Origin of the sequence: Pseudomonas sp. 22082, from assembly GCF_052046055.1 — a bacterium.
Classification (GTDB): Bacteria; Pseudomonadota; Gammaproteobacteria; order Pseudomonadales; family Pseudomonadaceae; genus Aquipseudomonas; species Aquipseudomonas pharyngis.
This window is the reverse complement of record NZ_JBQEQB010000001.1, coordinates 203408-224310: the sequence shown is the minus strand read 5'-3', so window position 1 is coordinate 224310 and position 20903 is coordinate 203408. Positions and strand designations below refer to the sequence as shown.

21 protein-coding genes are annotated in these 20903 nt (G+C 61.9%); 15 read left to right on the top strand and 6 right to left on the bottom strand.

The window, feature by feature from the left end; translation table 11 throughout:
* Positions 1-7: 7 nt before the first annotated feature.
* Positions 8-1633 carry an NADP-dependent glyceraldehyde-3-phosphate dehydrogenase gene (locus tag ACTJK9_RS00945; protein ID WP_440811350.1) on the bottom strand — a complete coding sequence of 542 codons (1626 nt, stop codon included), beginning with the start codon at positions 1631-1633 and terminating at the stop codon, positions 8-10.
* 230 nt (positions 1634-1863) lie between these two features.
* Here ACTJK9_RS00945 and ACTJK9_RS00940 point away from each other — a divergent pair, with 230 nt between their 5' ends.
* The 3 genes from ACTJK9_RS00940 to ACTJK9_RS00930 all read left to right on the top strand — a co-directional run bounded on the left by ACTJK9_RS00940 (position 1864) and on the right by ACTJK9_RS00930 (position 4914).
* Positions 1864-2226: a c-type cytochrome gene (locus ACTJK9_RS00940; protein ID WP_440811347.1), complete on the top strand. Its 363-nt coding sequence runs from the start codon at positions 1864-1866 to the stop codon at positions 2224-2226.
* A gap of 76 nt (positions 2227-2302) precedes the next feature.
* The gene (locus ACTJK9_RS00935) at positions 2303-3631 is read left to right on the top strand and encodes a D-arabinono-1,4-lactone oxidase (protein WP_440811839.1); all 1329 of its coding nucleotides are present in this window, start codon (positions 2303-2305) and stop codon (positions 3629-3631) included.
* Between the two features lie 74 nt (positions 3632-3705).
* Positions 3706-4914 (top strand): DSD1 family PLP-dependent enzyme, encoded by a 1209-nt coding sequence (locus ACTJK9_RS00930; RefSeq protein WP_440811838.1) that lies wholly within the window; start codon positions 3706-3708, stop codon positions 4912-4914.
* Between the two features lie 3 nt (positions 4915-4917).
* Here the strand turns inward: ACTJK9_RS00930 and ACTJK9_RS00925 are convergent, their stop codons facing one another.
* Complete coding sequence (locus tag ACTJK9_RS00925) at positions 4918-5190, bottom strand: bacteriocin immunity protein (protein WP_064596229.1); 273 nt, start codon at positions 5188-5190, stop codon at positions 4918-4920.
* Between the two features lie 9 nt (positions 5191-5199).
* A complete protein-coding gene (locus ACTJK9_RS00920; protein WP_440811345.1) occupies positions 5200-6513 on the bottom strand; it encodes an S-type pyocin domain-containing protein in 1314 nt (437 codons plus the stop codon).
* Positions 6514-6782: 269 nt separating this feature from the next.
* Between ACTJK9_RS00920 and ACTJK9_RS00915 the strand changes: the two genes are divergently transcribed.
* The 10 genes from ACTJK9_RS00915 (at position 6783) to ACTJK9_RS00870 (ending at position 16861) form a co-directional block, all read left to right on the top strand.
* Positions 6783-7394 carry a transposase gene (locus ACTJK9_RS00915; RefSeq protein ID WP_082934408.1) on the top strand — a complete coding sequence of 204 codons (612 nt, stop codon included), beginning with the start codon at positions 6783-6785 and terminating at the stop codon, positions 7392-7394.
* A 71-nt stretch (positions 7395-7465) separates the two neighbouring features.
* On the top strand, positions 7466-9061 hold the full coding sequence (locus ACTJK9_RS00910; RefSeq protein WP_440811342.1) for a ShlB/FhaC/HecB family hemolysin secretion/activation protein: 1596 nt from the start codon (positions 7466-7468) through the stop codon (positions 9059-9061).
* A gap of 14 nt (positions 9062-9075) precedes the next feature.
* Positions 9076-10875, top strand: a complete 1800-nt coding sequence (locus tag ACTJK9_RS00905; RefSeq protein ID WP_440811340.1) for a DUF2341 domain-containing protein — start codon at positions 9076-9078, stop codon at positions 10873-10875.
* Positions 10876-10886: 11 nt separating this feature from the next.
* The gene (locus ACTJK9_RS00900; RefSeq protein ID WP_007955109.1) at positions 10887-11312 is read left to right on the top strand and encodes an ExbD/TolR family protein; all 426 of its coding nucleotides are present in this window, start codon (positions 10887-10889) and stop codon (positions 11310-11312) included.
* Positions 11313-11315: 3 nt separating this feature from the next.
* A complete protein-coding gene (locus ACTJK9_RS00895; RefSeq protein ID WP_085611748.1) occupies positions 11316-12020 on the top strand; it encodes an energy transducer TonB family protein in 705 nt (234 codons plus the stop codon).
* Between the two features lie 39 nt (positions 12021-12059).
* Positions 12060-13757, top strand: a complete 1698-nt coding sequence (locus ACTJK9_RS00890) for a putative porin (protein ID WP_007955107.1) — start codon at positions 12060-12062, stop codon at positions 13755-13757.
* 16 nt (positions 13758-13773) lie between these two features.
* Complete coding sequence (locus ACTJK9_RS00885; RefSeq protein ID WP_221399582.1) at positions 13774-14403, top strand: DNA repair protein; 630 nt, start codon at positions 13774-13776, stop codon at positions 14401-14403.
* A 29-nt stretch (positions 14404-14432) separates the two neighbouring features.
* A complete protein-coding gene (locus ACTJK9_RS00880) occupies positions 14433-14900 on the top strand; it encodes a YbjN domain-containing protein (protein WP_039772356.1) in 468 nt (155 codons plus the stop codon).
* Entirely contained in the window at positions 14897-15844 is a 948-nt protein-coding gene (locus tag ACTJK9_RS00875) for a peptidylprolyl isomerase (RefSeq protein ID WP_440811336.1), read from the top strand. The genes ACTJK9_RS00880 and ACTJK9_RS00875 overlap by 4 nt, the downstream gene beginning before the upstream one ends.
* 39 nt (positions 15845-15883) lie before the next feature.
* Entirely contained in the window at positions 15884-16861 is a 978-nt protein-coding gene (locus tag ACTJK9_RS00870) for a LysR family transcriptional regulator (protein ID WP_440811334.1), read from the top strand.
* 139 nt (positions 16862-17000) lie between these two features.
* Here the strand turns inward: ACTJK9_RS00870 and ACTJK9_RS00865 are convergent, their stop codons facing one another.
* The gene (locus tag ACTJK9_RS00865; protein WP_085611743.1) at positions 17001-17366 is read right to left on the bottom strand and encodes a DUF6124 family protein; all 366 of its coding nucleotides are present in this window, start codon (positions 17364-17366) and stop codon (positions 17001-17003) included.
* A 379-nt stretch (positions 17367-17745) separates the two neighbouring features.
* On the opposite strand from ACTJK9_RS00865, the gene ACTJK9_RS00860 reads away from it, so the two are divergent.
* Positions 17746-18255, top strand: coding sequence for a GNAT family N-acetyltransferase (locus ACTJK9_RS00860; protein ID WP_085611742.1), 510 nt, complete (start codon positions 17746-17748; stop codon positions 18253-18255).
* Between the two features lie 116 nt (positions 18256-18371).
* A complete protein-coding gene (locus tag ACTJK9_RS00855; protein WP_440811331.1) occupies positions 18372-18863 on the top strand; it encodes a hypothetical protein in 492 nt (163 codons plus the stop codon).
* A 140-nt stretch (positions 18864-19003) separates the two neighbouring features.
* Here ACTJK9_RS00855 and ACTJK9_RS00850 read toward each other — a convergent pair whose 3' ends face one another.
* Both ACTJK9_RS00850 and ccoN read right to left on the bottom strand, forming a co-directional pair.
* Complete coding sequence (locus ACTJK9_RS00850; protein ID WP_085611740.1) at positions 19004-19225, bottom strand: CcoQ/FixQ family Cbb3-type cytochrome c oxidase assembly chaperone; 222 nt, start codon at positions 19223-19225, stop codon at positions 19004-19006.
* 15 nt (positions 19226-19240) lie between these two features.
* Positions 19241-20668: a cytochrome-c oxidase, cbb3-type subunit I gene (ccoN, locus tag ACTJK9_RS00845; protein WP_221399586.1), complete on the bottom strand. Its 1428-nt coding sequence runs from the start codon at positions 20666-20668 to the stop codon at positions 19241-19243.
* Positions 20669-20903: the final 235 nt, after the last annotated feature.

The window sequence follows — 20903 nt, the reverse complement described above, 5'->3', positions numbered from 1 at the left end:
TTCCTCCTCAGAAGATGTAGTCGGTGGCGATGAAGTTCGAATCTCGTCCGCGAATGATTTCGCTGATCAGATCTTTATTGGGTTCCTGGAACTTGGTGGCCACCAGCGTACGGATCGAAAACACCCGCAGCGCATCGTGTACCGACAGCGTGCCTTCGGCGGAGTTCTTGCGCCCGTTGAACGGGTAGGTGTCCGGGCCGCGCTGGCATTGGGCGTTGAGGTTGATCCGCCCGACCTGGTTGGCGAAGGTGTCGACCAGTCGGCCAACCGCCACCGGGTTGGTGCCGAAGATGCTCAGTTGCTGGCCGAAGTCCGATTCCAGCACGTAGTCGATCACGGTATCGAGGTGACGGTACGGCACGATCGGCACCACCGGGCCGAACTGCTCTTCCTGATAGACACGCATCTGCGGCGTCACCGGGTACAGGACCGCCGGGTAGAAGAAAGAGGCCCGCGCTTCGCCGCCATTCGGGTTGACCACCTGGGCGCCTTTGCTCTGCGCATCAGCCACCAGCCCATGCAGGTAATCGACCTTGCCTGACTCTGGCAGCGGCGTCAGCGAAACCCCGCTGTCCCATGGCATGCCTGGTTTGAGGCTGGCCAGTTTGGCGTTGAATTTCTCGATGAAGCTGTCGACCACAACCTCATGCACAAACAGGATTTTCAGCGCGGTGCAGCGCTGGCCGTTGAACGACAGCGAACCGGTGACCGCTTCGCTGACCGCGTTGTCCAGATCCACCTCGGGCAGGACGATCCCGGGGTTCTTCGCATCCAGGCCCAGCGCGGCACGCAAGCGGTGCGGTTTCGGGTGCAGTTTTTTCAGGTCGCTGGCGGCCTTGTTGGTGCCGATGAAGGCGAAGATGTCGATCTTGCCGCTGGCCATCAGCGCGCTGACGGTCTCGCGGCCGCTGCCGTAGATCACGTTGATCACGCCGGTCGGGAAGCTGTCGCGGAAGGCTTCAAGCAACGGGCGGATCAGCAGCACTCCGAGCTTGGCCGGTTTGAACACCACGGTGTTACCCATGATCAGCGCCGGAATCAACGTGGTGAACGTCTCGTTCAGGGGATAGTTGTAAGGGCCCATGCACAGCGCCACGCCGAGCGGGACGCGGCGGATCTGGCCGAGGGTATCCTGCTCCAGCTCAAAACGGCTTGACCGGCGGTCGAGTTCTTTCAGCGCATTGATGGTGTCGACGATGTAGTCGCAGGTGCGGTCGAACTCTTTTTCCGAGTCCTTGAGGTTCTTGCCGATTTCCCACATCAGCAGTTTCACCACGGCGTCACGCTGCTGGCGCATGCGCCCGAGGAAGGCTTCGACGTGCTGGATGCGTTCGGCCACGCGCATGGTCGGCCACAGGCCCTGGCCCCGGTCGTACGCGCGCACGGCGGCGTCGAGGGCGGTGAGGGCGGTGTCGGCGTCCAGCAGCGGCGTGCTGCCGAGGATCACTTGTTCATCGCCATTGTCGCCGTGCAGATAGACCGGGCTGCGCACGGTGGCGAGCGGGCCGTCCCAGCGGCGCAACTGGCCATCGACCAGGTATTCGCGTTGCTCGACCTGACCGTCGAGGCGGTATTTTTCCGGGATGTCGCTGACAGAAGGGAACAGGTTGCCAAGGATGTTTGCTGTGGTCATGTCGCTACCCCGTAGAAGATGTCGGCGGGCCGATTGGAAAAGGCTCTACAGGTTATACGCCTGAATTCACTGAAATTTAAACCCGCAAATGTCACGGGAATGTCACGCAAGGCGTAAGCCCTGACTGGCCCCGTATGCCCCCTCACTGTCCCGCAATGCCCTCAACCCGCCGCCGTCGCTGCCTTAAGGTGTGATCACAACAATAAGCGGCACCTCACGCGAGGATCTTTATGCGGGCATCCCGATTCACCTGGCTGCTGATGCTGGCCGTTGCACTGGCCGGTTGCGGCGAAGACGCCAAACCCCCGACCTCATCCGGCATTGCCCCTGGGGCCATGCCCTCCGACCCGGCGCTGGCGCAGATCTACGCCAACAGCTGCCAGCTCTGCCACGCCAACCCCGCCGCCAATGCGCCGCTGACCGGTGACCGCAAGGCCTGGGAACCGCGCATCCAGCAGGGCGCCGACACGCTGCTCGACCACGCCATCAACGGCTACAACGGCATGCCGCCGATGGGCCAGTGCGTCGAGTGCTCGGAAGACCAATTCCTTCAGTTGATCGGCTTCATGGCCGACCAGCCGCTCCCACAATAAGGACCCTGGCATGCCGATAGATCTGACACGCCGGCAGTTGTTGCAACGGGCAAGCATCGTCGGCGCGTTCAGCGCGCTGGCTTCCAATCCGGCGCTGGGCCAGTTGATGCGCGCACCTCGGCTGATTCCCTGGCGCAACTGGTCGGGCGGGCAGAGTTGCCTGCCGGCGGCGCGGGTGGCGCCGAAGAATCTCGATGAGCTGACGACGGTCATTCAGCAGGCACCGGGCAAGATTCGTCCGGTCGGTTCGGCGCATTCCTTCAGTGCGCTGGTGCCCACCGATGGCACGTTGCTGTCGTTGAGCTATTTCAATGGTCTGCTCGATCACGACCCGAAAACCCTGCAAGCCGAATTCGCCGCGGGCACTCCGATGTCGCGCATGGGCGTGCCGCTCAAGGACATCGGCCAGGCCCTGCAAAACATGGCCGACATCGATTACCAGACCCTCGCCGGGGCGATTTCCACCTCGACCCACGGCACCGGCAAAACCTTCCAGTCCTACTCGGCCCACGTCTGCGGACTGCAACTGGTGACCGCCAGTGGCGAGGTGCTGGATTGCGACAGCCAGCGTCATCCCGAAGTGTTCAACGCCGCCCGGGTATCCCTCGGCGCGTTGGGCGTGGCCACCAAAGTCCGCCTGCAAAACCGCCCGGCCTATCGCCTGCGGGAAACCCAGTGGATCGCCAAGACCGAAGAACTGCTCGAAGACCTGGACAAGAACACCCGCGAAAACCAGCACTGGGAAATGCTCGTCGTCACCCATTCCGATTACGCCTTGTCGATCGCCCTCAACGAAAGCACTGACCCGCCCACGCCGCCGATTCCGCCCGAAGAGGAGGGCGGCAACGAGTTCGTGACGTTGATCGAGAAGATCGACAAGTACGGCAGCGATTTCCCGGGCCTGCGCAGTTCGCTGCTCAACAGCCTGCGGCATCTGGCGAGTTTCGACGACCGGGTCGGCGACTCGTTCGACATCTACGCCAACGTGCGCACCGTGCGTTTCAACGAGATGGAATATTCGGTGCCCGCCGAACACGGCCCGGCCTGCCTGCGCGAGATTCTCAAATTGATCCGCGACAAAGACCTGCGCACCTGGTTTCCCATCGAGTACCGCTACGTGAAGGCTGACGACATTCCACTGAGCATGTTCGAAGGCCGCGACAGCTGTTCGATCTCGGTCCACCAGCATTACCAGATGGACCATCACAACTTTTTCGCCGCCGTCGAGCCGATCTTCTGGAAGTACAACGGCCGCCCGCACTGGGGCAAGTTGCACACGCTCAATGCCCGCACACTGCAAACGCTCTATCCGCGCTGGCAGGAATTCATTCAGGTACGCCAGGCGCTGGACCCGAACGGCAAGTTTCTCAACGGGCATCTTTCGTCGATTCTGGGGGTGAGCTGATGGCGGTCAATCGACGTGATTTCGTGCTGGGTACGTTGGGTGTCGGTGCCTTGCTGGTGGGCGTGGGTGCGTGGCTGCGGCCGGGGGATCGCGGCGGGCCTTACAGCGACTATTTCCGAGCGCTGAACAACGAACTCAAGGCCAACGGCCCGATGCGCCCGGTGTTGCTGATCGATCTGGATCGCCTCGATCACAACATCGACGTGGTGATGCGCTCGGTCAAACGCACGGGCAAGCAGTTGCGGCTGGTGGAGAAGTCGCTGCCGTCGCCGGGACTGCTCAGCTACATCGGCCAACGGGCGGGGACGCAACGGCTGATGTCGTTTCATCAGCCATTTCTCAATCACGATGCGGTGACGTTCCCGCAGTCGGACATCCTGCTCGGCAAGCCCTTACCGGTACGCTCGGCTGAGCTGTTCTATCAAACCCACAAAGGTCCGTTCGACCCGACGAAGCAACTGCAATGGCTGATCGACAACCCCGAACGCTTGCAGCAATACCTCGCGCTGGCCCAGGGATTGGGCACGCGGATGCGGATCAATATCGAGCTCGACGTCGGCCTGCACCGGGGCGGCGTCAGTGACGTGAACGTGCTCGGGCAGATGCTCACGCTGATCGCCGCCAACCCGCAGCACCTGGAGTTCGCCGGGTTCATGGGCTACGACCCGTTCGTGGGCATGGGCGTGCCGGGGATTCTCGGTTCGCCCGAGGAACTGTTTGCCAAGGTGATGGTGATTTATCAGCGCTGCGTCGACTTCACCCGGCAGCAATATCCGGCGCTGTGGCATGACGGCTTGTGCCTGAACACCGCCGGCAGCCCGAGTTATCGCATGCATGAAAACGAACACCTGAGCAGTGAAGTGTCGGTGGGGACGGCGATGCTCAAGCCGACGCATTACGATCTGCCGTCGCTGGTTGAACATGAACCTGCCGCGTACATCGCCACGCCGGTGCTGAAAAGCACGGGGGCGGTGAATATTCCGGCGCTGGATGACAAGTCGAAACTGTTTTCGTGGTGGGACACCAACCAGCGGCAGACCTTTTTCATCTACGGCGGCAACTGGATGGCCGAGTTCGAATCACCGCCCGGATTGCAGAGCAATGGTGTTTACGGCCGTAGCTCGAATCAGGAGATGGTCAATGGTTCGAATACCGTGGGGCTGACGGTGGAGGATCAGGTTTTTCTGCGGCCGACTCAGACTGAGGCAGTGTTGCTGCTGTTTGGTGATTTACTGGCGGTGCGCGGCGGCAAGATTGTCGATACCTGGCCTGTGTATACCTGAAGGTTATTCGGGTTTGAACCCTGGCAAGCCTTGCGATGAACGCCATTCTTTTATGGTTCGGGTTATTCCTTCCGCTGAGTCATCGGCCTCGGGCAGCGGACGATAGATCAGGTTCATCTTCTCCGGATGCCCGACGATCTTGTTGAAGTGGCGAACCAGCAAGTCGGCGCGGGTATCAGAAGGCGCCTGGTCCTCTTTGAATATTTCTTCCAGAAAACTAACGAACTCGCGCTCCGTGTATTCAGAAATGTTGTTTTTGATAAAGGGATCCTTCATTTTCTTTCCTTAATTCTGATGTACGTCAATGTGGTTTCGAGGTGTGTTAACTCGCATGTTATCGACGTCGTAAACCGGACCACCCTCTGAAATCAGCTCCACGTGATGTATCTCATGCGAGATCCTTGAGCCTGCCACATCCGAAATATCGACACGCGGGGCTTTTCCTGCTCGCATACGATCCAGATCCCTGCGCGAAAACTGGGAACTCAATTCCGGCCTTTTCGATACGGCGGTCCAGAACGCTCGTCGGAATGTATCGAAGCTGGAGAAACGACGTCCTCTTAATTGACTGGCCATATTGGTTGGAATTGGCGCTCCGAGTCCGGAACGGGCAGTGTCGAGCCATCGTCCCTCCACATCCTCACCCACCCCCGTCACAACCCCCGGCTCATACCGCGTGCTGAGCACCACATAAATCGGTGCCAGCCCCGCATTCGCCGGAAACCAGACGATTGCGTCGTGATAATCCGGCGGATGCTGCGGATTAACGAGGATGCGGTCAGTCTTCTCGCCCGGCGGATACACCCAGATCGTCGGCAGCGGCGGGGCGCCTTCGAGGGCCGGGATGGAGGGGGCGTCATCGGGGTTGGCGGCGGGTGTCCAGGTCAGCCCGATGCCGTGGCCGAGGTCGGCGACGAAGTGTTTGCCTTCTTGCCGGGCTTTGATGACCGGGACGAACTCCCAGTCCTTCTTGCCACCCGTGTAGAAGCCGTAGGCACTGATGGAGCCGTCGGGCAGTGTCTTGGCATTAAAGCGCACGCGGGTACGGCCGCTGGTGAGCTGCGCGTATTGTTCGTTGGTGTAGAAAGCGCTGTCGGACGAGATATCGGTGTTGGGGATCAACAATGCCAGGGTGCCGGCGGCACTGGCGCCGCTCAGCAGGCTGAGCCCGAGCGAACCACCGAGCCTTTGCCCCAGCGCCCGACCGGTGCCGGAGCCCGCCACCCACTTCAACGGAACGCCTTCAGCGCTGATTGGCACCTGGCTGCCGAGGACGGCCCACTGACCATACTCGGCCAACCGTTCGGTCGGGATGAAACCGGCCGGATTGTTGTGATCGATCACGCCGTCCGAAAGGTTGCAGCTTTTGGCGAACACACAACCCCGACCGGGCGCTTGCGGACGCTGCTCGATCTGGCGCAAGCACCGCTCTTCATGTGCCTGCTGGCGAGCGATGATTGCCTCGTAGGTCGCTTCGCGGGCTTTGAATTCGGCGAACTCGGTCGATGTCATGTCCCGTGGGACAAGCCTGCCGTGTCCGGCGCCGCCATTGCCGCCCCGGTATTCCCAGACCTGGGGAATGTCCTTGTCCCGCGCCATGGTTGTTTATCTGTCAGTAACGGAAGAAGCCCGCAACCTAACTGGGACGCCCCCTACCTGGCGTTAGGACCTTTCCTAAAAGATGCGCGGAAATTTCCTGTTTCGGAGTGTTGCGGCCATGATCCGAAGACCCACTCGATTTTCGTAATGAAGCTTTTATGACAAAAGTTCGGTAGCACATCGCCAGTCCGGTCATGCCTATGTAACGCGCTTGAGGGGCCCTGAGGGGCGCTTTTCACAAGCCGAGGCGGGACGCCGGGAGTGAGGCAATGGGGACTATGGAACGCTACTCGAAAGTGGGCATGCAGGAACTCGATCAACGCCTGTCGAAGATCGTCGAGGCCGCGCGCAAGAAGCCGGTTTCGGTGTATCGCTACGGCGCGCCGTGGGTCTGGATCGTGTCGCAGGATGACTGGCAGGGCGCCTTGAAAGAGGTTTCCAGCTACATTCCGCCGGGTCATTCGCTGGTGCTGCTGCGCCCGCAGATCGACGATTTGCTCGACGCTCACCGCGACCTCCTGCACGACCTCAATGCCCAGCCCGGCATGCTGATCGCCCCGCAGACGGTCATGCACATCCTGCTCCTGCAACTGCTGTATTCGGTGCCCAGCGAGCAGCAGCTCTACGAACAGCTCAATTACAACCTGCTGTTCCGCTGGTTCGTCGGCCTGGGCCTGAACCAGAAAGTCTGGAGCTTCAACGTCCTCAGTCGCGACATCGCCACGCTGCTCAACGAGCCGCGTGCGGTGCAGCTCATCCAGAAAATCATCGGTGAAGTGTTCTGCGGCGCGCTGCTGCAAATGCCCGAGTTCTCGCTGAACTTCGCGCTGCTGCACACCTGGCTGGGCAAGCACGCCGCGGTCCCGCACGTCAGCAATTAACAACGCCAGTCATTGACGCACACGCAAGGCGCAAAAGCGCCAACAGGTCATCGCGAATTTCAGGGGGTAGTGTGGAGCAGATTTTCACGTCACGGCTGGCGCTGTGGGGCTGGCTGCTGGTGACGGCCGGCGCGCAGCCGGCGTTCGCCGAAGAGGCCGAGAACGCAGCGGCGCAGCGTCTGGTGGACGTCAACGAATACTTCGTGCGCGGCAACACCGTGCTCGATGCGCGGGCGATCGAAGAAGCGGTGTACCCGTTCCTCGGCCCGCAAAAAGCCTTGAGCGACATCGAAGGCGCGCGGGATGCCCTGCAAAAGGCCTATCAGGAGCGCGGTTATCAATCGGTGTTCGTCGAACTGCCGGAGCAGGCGGTGGCCGACGGCATCGTCTACCTGCAAGTCAGCGAAACCAAGGTCGGCCGGGTGCGGGTGGTCGGCGCCAAACACTATTCGCCGCTGGATATTCGCGACAATGTCCCGGCGCTGAAGGAAGGCGAGGTGCCGGACTTCGCCAAGGTTCAGGGTGAACTGGCGCAGCTCAACAAGACCCCGGGTCGGCAGGTGATGCCGCTGGTGCGCGAAGGCCAGCGCCCCGGCACCATGGACGTGGACTTGCAGGTCGAAGACCAGAACCCGTGGACCGCCAGCGTGGGGCTGAACAACGACTACAGCGCCGACACCGAAAAACTGCGCACCGTCACCAGTCTCGGTTACAACAACCTTTGGCAGTTGGGGCACAGCGTCAACCTGACGTTCTTCACCGCGCCGCAGGAGACTGACAACGCCAAGGTCTGGTCGGGCTCCTACACCGCGCCGCTGACCGAGCGCTGGAGCGTGCAGTTCTCCGGTTACCAGTCCGACAGCAACGTCGCCACCATCGGCGGCAGCAACGTGCTCGGCAAGGGCCATTCCTACGGCGTAGCGGCGATCTACACGATCCCGTCCAGCGGCAACTGGTCGAACTCGCTGTCGGCCGGCATCGACTTCAAGGACTTCGACGAACGCCTGACCCTGTCCGGCGAGAGCGACAAGGTGCCGCTCAAATACGCACCGTTCACTTTCGCCTACAACGGCTATCGCTACAGCGAAAAGAGCCAGCTCGGCCTGGGTCTGAGCCTGGTCGCCGCCACCCGCAGCCTCTTCGGCTACGGCAGCTCCGACGAAGACTTCGACTACAAACGCTACCGCGCCAACCCGAGTTTCGCCGTGCTCAAGGGCGATACCAACTTCACCTGGACCTTTGACAGCGACTGGCAGAGCGCGAGTAAAGCCGCGTTCCAATTGGCGTCGGGGCCGCTGGTTTCCAACGAGCAATTCTCCGCCGGCGGCGCGACTTCGGTGCGCGGTTATCTGGCCGCCGAACGCACCGCCGATGACGGCTTCCTGCTCAGCGAAGAGCTGCGCACGCCGTCGCTGGCCAAGTACGTCGGCGGCTGGATGCAGGACTGGCGCTTCTACGCCTTCGCCGAGGGCGCGCAACTCTACCTGCGCGACGAACTGCCGGATCAGGACGCCAATTACGCCCTGGCCAGCGTCGGCCTCGGCACCCGTGCCAGCCTGAGCAAATGGCTGTCCGGCAGCCTCGACTGGGGCTACCCGCTACTCGAAGGGCCGAACACCTCGAAACAGGAATCGCGCCTGCACTTCAACCTTCAGGCCACTTTCTAACAAGGAGCACCTCCATGCAGCGCCTTTTCCTTTCGTTGTTGATCTGCCTGGGCTTCGTGCTCCCGGCCACGGCTCAGGCCTGGTGGCAGGACGACTGGCATTACCGCAAACAGATCGCCGTCGACACCACGCCGCAAGGTGCCGCGATCAATCAGGCCCTGGGCCGCACCGCGCTGCTGGTGCGCCTGCACACCGGCAATTTCACCTTCGACGGCGTGAAAGAGGACGGCTCGGACCTGCGCTTCGTTGCCGCCGATGACAAGACCGTGCTCAACCACCAGATCGAAAGTTTCGACGCGCTGATGGGCATGGCGCTGATCTGGGTCGATGTGCCGAATGTCGAGGGCGGTCAGCGTCAGGACATCTGGATGTATTACGGCAATCAGAAAGCCCCGGCGACCGGCAACGGCCAACTGACGTTCGATCCGAATTACACCGCGCTCTATCACTTCGACGGCGCCACCGGCACTCCGGCGAAAGACACCACTGCTTACGGCAACACCGCGCAGAGCGCGACCGGCGCAAGCATTGACGGCGTAGTCGGGCGGGCCTTGCAGTTCAGCGGCCAGCCGTTGCTGTTGCCAGCCAGTCCGTCGTTGCAGCACAACGCCGGCAGCGCGTTCACCTTCAGTGCCTGGCTGCGACTGGATCAGGCCAATGGCGAGCAACTGATCCTGGCCCGCCGCGAAGGTGCCAACAGCCTGCTGGTCGGTGTGAATCAGGGCGTGCCGTTCGTGGAAATCGATGGCCAGCGCACCGTGGCCACGCAACCGCTGAATCCGGGCCAATGGCAGCACGTCGCGCTGACCGCCGAAGGGGCGAAAGTGACGCTGTACATCAACGGTCGCGAGGGGGCGGCACTGGCTCAGGCGATGCCGGCGTTCAACTCGGTCATGGCCATCGGTGCCGACCTGCACGAAGGTCCTTTCCAGCCGTTCGTGGGCGCCATCGATGAACTGCGCCTGTCGAAAGTCGCCCGCCCGGCGCCGTTGCTGCTGGCCGACGCCACTTCCCAGGGCGCCGAGTCGAAACTGGTGGCTTACGGCGTCGATGAAGAACAGTCCGGTTTCGGTTTCGGCAGCCTCGGCTTCCTGCTCAACGCGGTGCCGGTGGATGCCTGGGTGATCATCGCGGTGCTGGTGCTGATGATGTTCCAGTCGTGGATCATCATGCTGCGCAAGAACCGCACCCTGAGCCGCGTCACTGCTGCCAACGAAGACTTCCGCGTGCAATTCGCCAAGGTCGGCACCCGCCTGGAAATGTTCGCCGACGACACTCAACTCGCCCAGCGCCTGCAGCACTCGCCGCTGTGGCGTCTGTATCAAGTAGCGGTAAAAGAGATCCGCACCCGCCGCGAGCAGGGCGCCGATACCTCGTCGGTTTCCGCTGCAACCATCGAAGCCATCCGCTGCTCGATGGACGGCGTGCGCACCCGGGAAAACCAGCAGCTCAGCTCGAAACTGTCGACCCTGTCCAACGCCATCGCCGGTGGCCCGTACATCGGCCTGCTCGGCACCGTGCTGGGGATCATGGTGGTGTTCCTCGGCACGGCCATGGCCGGCGACGTCAACATCAACGCCATCGCGCCGGGTATGGCCGCCGCCTTGCTGGCGACCGCCATGGGCCTGTTCGTCGCGATCCCGGCGCTGTTTGGCTACAACCGCCTGATCACCCGCAACAAGGAAGTCAGCGCCGACATGCGCGTGTTCGTCGACGAGTTCATTACCCGGCTGGCGGAGATGCACGGCGAAGGCCAGTCCAGTGAAGCGGCGCATCAGCGCGGTCATCACGCCAACCACTCCGTACCGGCCTGAGGAGCAAAGACATGGCGTCCGTAAATGCCTCCCACGACGATGACGAAGATGCCGCAGTGGACAGCATCAACATCACGCCTCTGGTGGACGTGCTGATGGTGGTGCTGGTGATGTTCATCCTCACCGCCACCGCGCAGGTCTCCGGGATCCAGATCAACCTGCCCAAGGCCAGCGCCGCCGTGTCGCTGTCCGAGGCCAAGACCAAGGCGATTTCGGTCAACGACGGCGGCCAGGTGTTCCTCGACGCCTACCCGGTGACCTTGCCGGAGCTGGAAGAGCGCCTGCGCATCGAAAAAGCACAGAACCCGGACTTCCCGGTGATCGTGCGCGGCGACGCTACGGTGCAGTACCAGAAAGTCATCGAAGTGCTGGACCTGCTGCGCCGGCTCGAACTGTCCCAGGTCGGTCTCGTTACCGGCAAACCGACGCAGGGCTGAGTGATGACTGCACAACTGCCAATCGAGCCTTTGCCGGTGAAGAAGTCGCCACTGCGCTACGCGAAGTGGGGCGCCGGGCTGCTGCTGAGCGCCATTGCGGCGTTTCTGTTGTGGCAGTGGGCCAACGACATGAGCGGCATCCGCCGGGAAGCGCCGAAGGTGCCGACGATCATTCCGTTGCCGCCACCGCCACCACCGCCGCCGGAAAAACCGCCGGAGCCGGAAACCCCGGTGGAAGAAAAAATCGTCGAGCCCGAGCCAACGCCCGAACCGCAAGAGGTCAAGCCCGAGGAAGAGGCGCCGCCATCGCCGGCGGACGACCTGGCCAACCCGATGCAAATGGACGGCGACGCCCAGAGCGGCAGCGACGCCTTCAACATCGGCGCGGGCAAGGGCGGCGGCATGGCCGGTTCCGGCGGCGGGCGACTGGGTAATGGCACCTACAGCCAGTTCCTGGCGTTCACTTTCCAGAAGCTGCTGCGCGAGAACCCCGACCTGCGCAACCTCGCGTTTTCGCTGCAGGCCGATGTGTGGCTGAGCAGCGTCGGCGAGATCATCCGGGTCGAGCTGATCAAGTCCAGCGGGAACCCCGAGATTGACAGTCAGGTGCTGGCCGCCTTGCGTAACGCGCCCCACCTGAGCGAACGGCCACCGGCCTCCATCACCTTGCCTGTGCGCATGTCCCTGCAAGGGCGACGTCCGGGTTAACCGAATTCATAAAGCTGTATGAAAAGGAGTTGTGTGCAGATGATTTCCAACGTGAATCGATTGTCCCTGGCGGTCGGCATGGTCATCGCGACCCTGGTCGGTCAGGCCGCGGCAGCGCCTGCGCCCTCGGAGAACGCCACGATCAATCTGATCCGCTTGCTGGTCGAGCAGGGCATTCTGAAACAGGACAAGGCCGACGCGCTGATCGCCCAGGCCCAGAACGAGGCGGCCCAGGCCAAACAGGCTGCCGCATCCACCGCCGTGGCAGCCGGGCCGGTCGCCGCACCGGGCGATGTGCGGGTGCAATACGTACCGGCTGCGGTGCGCGACCAGATCCGCGATCAGGTCAAGGCTGAAGTCATGGCCACCGCCAAGCAGGAAAACTGGGCCGCGCCCAATACGTTCCCGGACTGGGCGTCGCGCATCAGCTTCGACGGCGACATTCGCCTGCGTGACGAATCGCGCTATTACTCGGGCAGCAACAGCAACGAAATCGTCGACTTCGCCAAGCTCAACAACAATGGCCCGTACGACGTGAACCCCAACAGCAGCACCGCGCTGCCACCGTTGCTCAACACTCGCGAAGACCGCGAAAACCTGTTCCGCCTGCGCGCCCGGCTGGGCATGAAAGCGGTGATCTCGCCGGAATGGACCGCCGGCATCCGCATCGGCACCGGCTCGGACAACAACCCGGTGTCGACCACCCAGAACCTCGGCGGCGGCTTCTCGAAAAAGGACATCTGGCTCGATCAGGGTTACCTGACCTGGAAGCCGTCGGATGAGCTGACTCTGACCGGTGGCCGTTTCGCCAACCCGTTCATGTCCACCGACATGCTGTATTCCAACGACCTGAACTTCGACGGTGTGGCGGCGATTTTCGACCACAAGCTCAGCCGCGACTGGGGCGTGTTCGGCACCGTCGGCGCGTTCCCGGTGGACTACACCAACGACACCACCACCAGCAACGGCTTCGACAAGGAAGAAAGCGACAACAAATGGCTGTACGGCGCGCAGATCGGCGCCAAATGGGCGATCAACAGCAACAACCGCTTGAAAGGCGCGCTGGCCTACTACCGCTTCGACGACATCGAAGGCCAGCGCTCCAGTCCTTGCGAACCCTGGGCCGGCGCACCGGGCTGCGACAGCGACGGCACCCGCGCAGCATTCATGCAGAAGGGCAACAGCGTGTTCCTGCTGCGTGACATCACGCCGAACCCGCTCAACCCGACCACCACGCCGCAACCGCAGTTCGTTGGCCTGGCGTCCGAGTTCAACCTGCTGGACCTCAACGTGGTGTGGGACGCCGACCTGCCGGAAGACTTCAAACTGCGCAGCCAGGGCAACTACATCCACAACCTCGGCTACGACGAAGGCGACATGCGCAAACGTTCGGCCGGGCAACTGGTCAACAACCTCGACAGCAACGGCAACATCGAAAGCGGCGCCAATGCGTGGATGGTCCAGTTCACCCTCGGCAACGCACTGGAGCTGAAGAAGCAGGGCGACTGGAACCTGTTCGCCGGCTACAAGTACATCCAGCCGGACGCCTTGCCGGACGGCTTCAACGATTCGTCGTTCCACCTCGGCGGCACCAACGCCAAGGGCTACTTCCTGGGCGGCAATTACGGTCTGGCGAAGAACGTCTACGCCACCGGCCGCTGGCTGAGTTCGGAGGCGGTGTATGGCGCGCCGTTCGACATCGACGTCATGCAGCTCGAGATCAACACGCGCTTCTAAGCGCCGGGAGAGGGTTATGAAAAACCGCTGTTTATGGCTTGGGCTCGGGATGTTGATCGCCACCGGGGCGAGCGCCGAAGGCATGGAGGAACGCCTGCGCACCCAGTTGCGCAGCACCACTCAGCAGTTGCAAACCCTGCAAAGCCAGCAGGCCCAGGCCAGCGCCGCGCAACTGGCGGCGCAGAACGAAGCCAAGGCTGCGCAGGCGCAAATCAAGCAATTGACCGCCGAACTGGCCAAGGCCAAAGGCCTCGCCGAGCAACTGGCCGGGCAGCAGCAAGCCTTGCACAGCCAGGCCCAGGCGCAGGTCGCGGCCAGCAACGAACAGACCGGCAAGTTCAAGAAAGCCTATGACGAGTTGTTGGTCATGGCCCGTGCCAAAGAGGCAGAACGGTCTAAGCTTCAAGCGCAATTGACTGAACGTGACACACAAGTGCAGCAATGTTCGGTCAAGAATCAGCAGATGTATGGCGTGGCCAAGCAGATTCTCACCGCCTACGAAAACATCGATGTGGCCGAGGTGATGAAGATCCGCCAGCCCTTCGCCGGCAGCGCCCGGGTCAAGTTCGATGAACTGGCTCAGGGCTTTGGCGATGAACTGTACAAGACTCAATTCGATGCGCCGCAAGCCGCGATCGCGCACTGATTAAAAGACTCATGGACAAGGAAGAAGTAATGACTCAATTGATCTCCCACGTATCCCCGCAATCCCTGACCGACGTGCTGCAAGCCGCCGGTTACCGCGTCAACCAGACCGAACAGAACGGCATCGTTCAGTTGCTCAGCGCCAGCCAGGGCATCGGTTATGCCGTGCGTTTCGGCAACCCGGCGGTGGCGGAGCAGGGCAGCTACGTCGACTTCACCTTCAGCTGCGCCTTGCGCGTGCAGGGTGAATTGCCGGCGGGTGTGGCCGAGCAGTGGAACGCGACTCGCCGGTTTGCCCGTTTGTCGCTGCAGGGCGAGTTTCTGGTGATGGAAATGGACGTGGTGGTGGCCGCTGGCGTCAGCGGCGATTACCTGCGCGGCAACCTGGAATTGTGGGATCGCCTGTTGCAGGAGTTCATCGTGTATCTGCGTGATTTCACCCAGAACGCTGCTGCCGCCCAGGCACCAAAAGTTGAGCAAGAGGAAGTCGCGCTGTGACAAAACCTGCCATGGTAATCAGCGCCGCTGCGGTGGCGCTGTTGGTGGTGGCCGTGGCGCTGGTGGTGCGGCCGGGCAACGACCCGGTCGCCGCCCAGCAACCGGCGCCGGTGATTGCGGCGAACAGTGGGCCTGCGGTGGCACGGTTGGGTAATCAGCAGGTTTCGCTGGAGGAATTGCAGGCGCTGCTGGCGGCCGTTCCGCCGCAGACTCGTGAGCAACTGCGTGGCAATCGTGAGGCGCTGGAGCGCTGGATTCGTTCACGCCTGGCCGAGAAAGCCGTGCTCGAACAGGCCGACGCCCAAGGCTGGGCGCAGCGGCCGGAGGTGGTTCGGCAAACCCGCGCCGCCAGCGAGCAGATCGTGTTCCGCGACTATTTGCAGTCGGTGAGTAAAGTGCCGGCGGATTATCCGAGTGCTGCCGAGTTGCAGCAGGCGTATGACGCGGGCAAGGCCAATTGGCAGACGCCGGCGCTGTATCGGGTCAGCCAGATTTTCCTTGGGGTGAATGAGCCGCAGAATCTTGAGGCCGTGCGCAAGCAGGCGGCGGAGTTGAGCAAGAAAGCCCAGGCAACTTCGGCGGACTTTGCAGCACTGGCGAAGGAGTTTTCTCAGGATCGCCTCACCGCTGAACGTGGTGGAGATACCGGCCTGCAACCCTTGCAGCAACTGGTGCCAGAGGTACGTGGTGCCGTGGCGCGGCTCAAGGTCGGCGCGGTCTCCGATCCCGTTCAAAGCAGCGCCGGTTTCCACGTGATCAAACTCACCGAACAACAACCGGCCCGCACCGCGACCCTCGACGAGCTGCGCGACCAACTGACCCAGGCCTTGCGGGCACAGCGTCAGGAACAGATCGCCCAGGCCTATCTGGACGGTATGCTCAACACCGCGACGCTGAGTATCGACGGGGCTGAGCTCAATAAGGTGCTGGAGACCAAACCCTAAGCGCGGCACACCAAAACAAAGATCGACAGGGAGTCATCGATGTCATTCACCGAACCCGCAGCACGACAGAGCAGCGCCGATTTCCGCTGGCCCCGGGACAAGGACGAACCCTGGCTGGCGCAAGCGGCGACCCTCGACGGCGACGTCGCGCAATATTTTCTGGTCAGCGCCCGTTGCGGCTGCTTCATGCAGGCCGCCCGCAGCCTCAACGTGCGCTCGACCCTGCTGCGCAAACAACTGGCGCAGCTCGAACAGCAACTGCAATGCGCACTGTTCAGCTTTCAGGGCAGCGCGCTCAGCCTGACCCGCGAAGGCCAGCAATTGCAGGCGCAACTGATCGCCCTGGCGCACGAACGCAAACTGCCGGTGATCGAGCAACCGCTGATAAGGCTGGCCGTCGCCGAATCGATCCTGCATGACATCCTTGGCCGCGACCTCATCGCGCTGCTGCGCCGCAACGCCAGCGTGCGCCTCGAGATCATCGCCCTCGACAGCGAACTGGCCCTGCGCGCGGTCAGTGCCGACATTGTGCTGTGGCTCGCCCACGGCGAAACCCCGCACCCCGGCCCGACCTTCGCCACCAGCGAACCGCAACGCCTCGCGCAGCTGGAATACCAGCCGCACATCGCCAAACGCTACTCCCGCGTGACCGCGCGCCCTGAAAGCCCGGACGACCTCGCCGATTTCATGCTGGTGCAATGGCAGCATGACCGGCAGATCGACAGCTTCCGGCCGTGGAATGAACTGGTTGAACAGCGGTTGGCGGGCGTGGTGCAGATGCAGTCCTATGAGCTGATGCTGGAGATGATTCGTTGCAGCGCGTGCATTGGTTTGCTGCCGATGTACATGAGCCGGTTCGATCGCGGATTGGTGGCGTTGCCGGGGTTGTTTGACGAGGCGATGCGGTTGCAGGCGTGGTTGGCGGTGAACAGTGAATCGCAGGAGGTCGGGGAGGTGCAGACCTTGGTGGAGTTGATTCAGCGCACGTTCAATGAGCGACAGGAGTGGTTCGAGTAATTTTTCTTAGATCGTTCCCACGCTCCGCGTGGGAACGCCTCAAGGGACGCTCCGCGTTCCAGCTCCGGAAGGGACGCGGAGCGTCCCGGACTGCATTCCCACGCGGACGGTTCGACGCCTCGACGTGGGAACGATCAGGTTACAGCGGCGCCTCGGCCTTCAACTCCAGATTATCCAGCGCCCGATTCACCGCCAGCTCACCCAGCATGATCAGTTGCGCAATGCCCAGCAGCACATGCCGATGCGAGCCGTCTACCAGCCCGGCGAAGTCGGTGGCCATGGTTTTGGCCGAGGTCAGGGTTTCGCAGGCGTCGGCCAGCAGCTCTTCGCTGTCGATGCCGGGAGCGATGAGGTAGCGGGTGTTGGGTTTGAGCAGCGGTTTTCTGGGGAGCAGGGGATTGAAGTAATGATCGAGGGCGCGTTCGGCGGCTTCGTGGAAGGTCTTTGAGTCGAGGGATTCGTAGGGCGAGGTGGTGTCGGGTGGGTTTGGCGTTGGTTTGATCATGATTGAATCTCCAGAGTCATGGAGCCGCCACGATTCGCTGCGATACGAAGAGGTGGCAGCTATACGCGGGTCGCAGACCGGGACTCTAGAACCGGCAGACTCGAGGGTCTCCCACGTACAGCCGCCATAAACTGGAGGATGTTGTGCGTCTAGAGATCGCGGGCTGCGAGACCCGATCGCTTATTCATAAGCGACCCGGAAACGATAGAGCCCACCCTCAAGGCGCACAAGCCAGCGGATTCTGGCGGATGCGTAGGTAATGGCGCAAGGCGTTGTGGCTTGCCGGACGTTTCGGTTAACGGTTTTAAACGGTCATGGCGAAACCGCGACGAAGCGGTTTAAAGTGACCGGCCACGCACTGATCCAGGAGGGATCTTTCATGCCTGAGCACAACCCCGCCATTCACCTCGAACGCTTCAGCGAGTCCCACGTCGAAGGCGTCACCGCGCTTTACAACGACCCTGCCGTGACCCGGCAGGTGCTGCAGATGCCGTTTCAGTCTGCCGAAATCTGGCGCCAGCGGCTGATGCCGGAAAACGAACGGATGGTGAAACTGGTGGCGCTGCATCAAGGTGCGGTGATCGGGCATCTCGGGCTGGAGGCTTTTTCGCGAATTCGCCGCAGCCACGCCGGCAGTCTCGGCATGAGCGTCGCGGTGGCGTGGCAGGGCAAGGGTGTGGGCTCGAAGCTGTTGTCGGCAGCGCTGGACATCGCCGACAACTGGATGAACCTGCACCGGGTCGAGCTTTCGGTGTACGCCGACAACGAGGCAGCCATCGGCCTCTACCGCAAGTTCGGCTTCGAAAATGAGGGCCTGTTCCGCGATTACGCCGTGCGTGACGGGCAATGGGTCGACACCCTGAGCATGGCGCGTCTGCGCAAACGCTGACCTTCTGTCCGTCAATGGCCGACGAGGCGACCGTGCAGGCAAATGACTTGCACGGCCGTCATCGGCATCTGCCATGCTCGGAGTCCGCAGCACTGCTTCCTCAAAGGAACACCGCAATGGACGACGTACAGCAACTGGGCGAAATGCTTCGCCACTATGCCGACAGCGAAGCGCACAAGAAGCAACTGTTCGAGACGCAATCGGCGGCCTGGGCCACACGGATTACCGAGTTGTTCGGGCAGATTCAGCAATGGCTGGAACCGGTGCAGGCACCGGGGTTTCTGGAGGTGAGTCGGGAGGCTTATGTGGCGTTTGGGCCGAGCACTCCGGTTGAGACCTCAACCTTCAAGACTGAAAAACTGAGCATCGTGATTGCCGGCAAACCGGTGGAGTTCGTGCCGGATGTGATGGGCAGTGGCGGGCAGATTTCGCTGGCGGTGATGGGGCTGACGGCGGCGCGGTATGGGAGTGTTTCGTTGGTGGGACTGCCGGGCGGGGAGTGGCAGTGGCGCAAGACCAATGGGTTGAAGGATCCGGATACCTTTGCCTTCGACGCGAATTTCCTCGCGCAGCAATTGCAGAGCCTCATCCCTCGCGATCGAGGTTGACACACTTGATCGTTCCCACGCTCTGCGTGGGAATGCAGCCCGGGACGCTCCGCGTCCCTTCCAGAGCTGGAACGCGGAGCGTCCCTTGAGGCATTCCCACGCAGACGGTTCGACGTGGGAACGATCAGCTAGGGGGGGGCTCACATTTCGAGGTTGATCCAGCCCGGTTTGGCTATCTCCGGCGCCACCGCTTTCACGGTTTTACCGGTAGCCAACTCAACCCGCCGAGCCACCTCCGGATCATCCGCAAACGGCGTCAGACTCGCCTCATCCAGACTTTCGGCCGTCTCGTGCCGCAGGCAGTACTCAACCGCCAGCCACAGAAACACCACGCCCAACACATTCAATAAAACATCGAACATGACCAGCTCCCTTGATCAGGCGATCTGCGCTTCACGATGGGCGAGTGCAACGTCGGCAATCCGCACCGTGCGCCACACGTTATAGGCCATCAGCAACATGCCGCTGAGGAAGAACACCCCGCCGGCAAAGCGCACGATGAACCCCGGATGACTGGCCTGCAGCGCTTCGACGAACGAATAGGTCAGCGTGCCGTCCTCGTTGATCGCCCGCCACATCAGGCCCTGAGTAATGCCGTTGACCCACATCGACGCGATGTACAACACCGTGCCAATGGTCGCCAGCCAGAAGTGCAGGTTGATCAGCGGCGTACTGTGCATGCGCTCGCGGCCAAACACCTTGGGCACCATGTGATAGGTTGCGCCGAAGGTGATCATCGCCACCCAGCCCAGCGCCCCGGCGTGGACGTGGCCGATGGTCCAGTCGGTGTAGTGGGAGAGGGCATTGACGGTCTTGATCGCCATCATCGGGCCTTCGAAGGTCGACATGCCGTAGAACGCCAGCGACAAAACCAGGAAGCGCAGGATCGGGTCGGTGCGCAATTTATGCCACGCGCCGGAGAGGGTCATCATCCCGTTGATCATCCCGCCCCAGCTCGGCGCCAACAGGATCAGCGACATCGCCATGCCCAGCGACTGCGCCCAGTCCGGCAGCGCGGTGTAATGCAAATGGTGCGGGCCGGCCCAGATGTACAGGGTGATCAGCGCCCAGAAGTGCACGATCGACAACCGGTACGAATACACCGGCCGATTCACTTGCTTGGGCACAAAGTAATACATCATCCCGAGGAAGCCGGTGGTCAAAAAGAAGCCCACCGCGTTGTGGCCGTACCACCACTGCACCATGGCGTCGGTGGCGCCGGAGTACACGGGATAGGACTTGAACCAGTCCACCGGAATCGACAGGTGATTGACCACGTGCAACATGGCGATCACCAGGATGAACGCGCCGAAGAACCAGTTGCCGACATAGATGTGCTTGGTCTTGCGCTGCACCACGGTGGTGAAAAACACCACGGCGTACGCGACCCAGACCACCGCCATCCACACCGCGCCGGAGAATTCGATCTCGGCGTATTCCTTGGTGGTGGTGTAGCCCAGCGGCAGGGTGACCAGCATGATCACGATCACCGATTGCCAGCCCCAAAAGGTGAAGGCTGCGAGTTTGTCCGAGTACAGCCGCACCTGGCAGGTCCGCTGCACGGCGTAGTAACTGGCGGCGAATTGCGCGCTGCCGGCGAAACCGAAAATCACCAGGCTGGTGTGCAACGGTCGCAAGCGGCCGAAGGTGGTCCACGGCAGGTCCAGATTCATGTCCGGCCATACCAGTTGCGAGGCGATCCATACCCCCATCGCCATGCCCACGACACCCCAGAAAACAGTCGCGATGACGAATTGGCGGACGACCTTGTAGTTATAAGCCTGTCCGATTGTTGCTGTGCTCATGGTCAGTTCATCCACGGTTGCAAAGTCTTGCCAGGCCACCCGGTCTGGCACGAGCTGCACTGTAGAAACCCCACCGGAAACAAAACAGGCTCAGGAATTGATCATTTATGCGGATCAGATCCAGGCGCTGCCTGCGGCCATCTGCCGCGCCCTGATACGGTTTTTATGCGTTCAGGTGAATCTGTTGTGCACTGCGCCGTTCGTCCATAGTCGTAAAAAATCCTGTGGGAGCGGG

Bases quoted from the DNA above. Each gene is read 5' to 3' on its own strand.
- ACTJK9_RS00945 (WP_440811350.1), bottom strand. From the start codon at position 1,633: ATGACCACAGCAAACATCCTTGGCAACCTGTTCCCTTCTGTCAGCGAC.
- ACTJK9_RS00940 (WP_440811347.1), top strand. From the start codon at position 1,864: ATGCGGGCATCCCGATTCACCTGGCTGCTGATGCTGGCCGTTGCACTG.
- ACTJK9_RS00925 (WP_064596229.1), bottom strand. From the start codon at position 5,190: ATGAAGGATCCCTTTATCAAAAACAACATTTCTGAATACACGGAGCGC.
- ACTJK9_RS00920 (WP_440811345.1), bottom strand. From the start codon at position 6,513: ATGGCGCGGGACAAGGACATTCCCCAGGTCTGGGAATACCGGGGCGGC.
- ACTJK9_RS00915 (WP_082934408.1), top strand. From the start codon at position 6,783: ATGGGGACTATGGAACGCTACTCGAAAGTGGGCATGCAGGAACTCGAT.
- ACTJK9_RS00905 (WP_440811340.1), top strand. From the start codon at position 9,076: ATGCAGCGCCTTTTCCTTTCGTTGTTGATCTGCCTGGGCTTCGTGCTC.
- ACTJK9_RS00900 (WP_007955109.1), top strand. From the start codon at position 10,887: ATGGCGTCCGTAAATGCCTCCCACGACGATGACGAAGATGCCGCAGTG.
- ACTJK9_RS00895 (WP_085611748.1), top strand. From the start codon at position 11,316: ATGACTGCACAACTGCCAATCGAGCCTTTGCCGGTGAAGAAGTCGCCA.
- ACTJK9_RS00890 (WP_007955107.1), top strand. From the start codon at position 12,060: ATGATTTCCAACGTGAATCGATTGTCCCTGGCGGTCGGCATGGTCATC.
- ACTJK9_RS00885 (WP_221399582.1), top strand. From the start codon at position 13,774: ATGAAAAACCGCTGTTTATGGCTTGGGCTCGGGATGTTGATCGCCACC.
- ACTJK9_RS00880 (WP_039772356.1), top strand. From the start codon at position 14,433: ATGACTCAATTGATCTCCCACGTATCCCCGCAATCCCTGACCGACGTG.
- ACTJK9_RS00870 (WP_440811334.1), top strand. From the start codon at position 15,884: ATGTCATTCACCGAACCCGCAGCACGACAGAGCAGCGCCGATTTCCGC.
- ACTJK9_RS00865 (WP_085611743.1), bottom strand. From the start codon at position 17,366: ATGATCAAACCAACGCCAAACCCACCCGACACCACCTCGCCCTACGAA.
- ACTJK9_RS00860 (WP_085611742.1), top strand. From the start codon at position 17,746: ATGCCTGAGCACAACCCCGCCATTCACCTCGAACGCTTCAGCGAGTCC.
- ACTJK9_RS00855 (WP_440811331.1), top strand. From the start codon at position 18,372: ATGGACGACGTACAGCAACTGGGCGAAATGCTTCGCCACTATGCCGAC.
- ACTJK9_RS00850 (WP_085611740.1), bottom strand. From the start codon at position 19,225: ATGTTCGATGTTTTATTGAATGTGTTGGGCGTGGTGTTTCTGTGGCTG.
- ccoN (WP_221399586.1), bottom strand. From the start codon at position 20,668: ATGAGCACAGCAACAATCGGACAGGCTTATAACTACAAGGTCGTCCGC.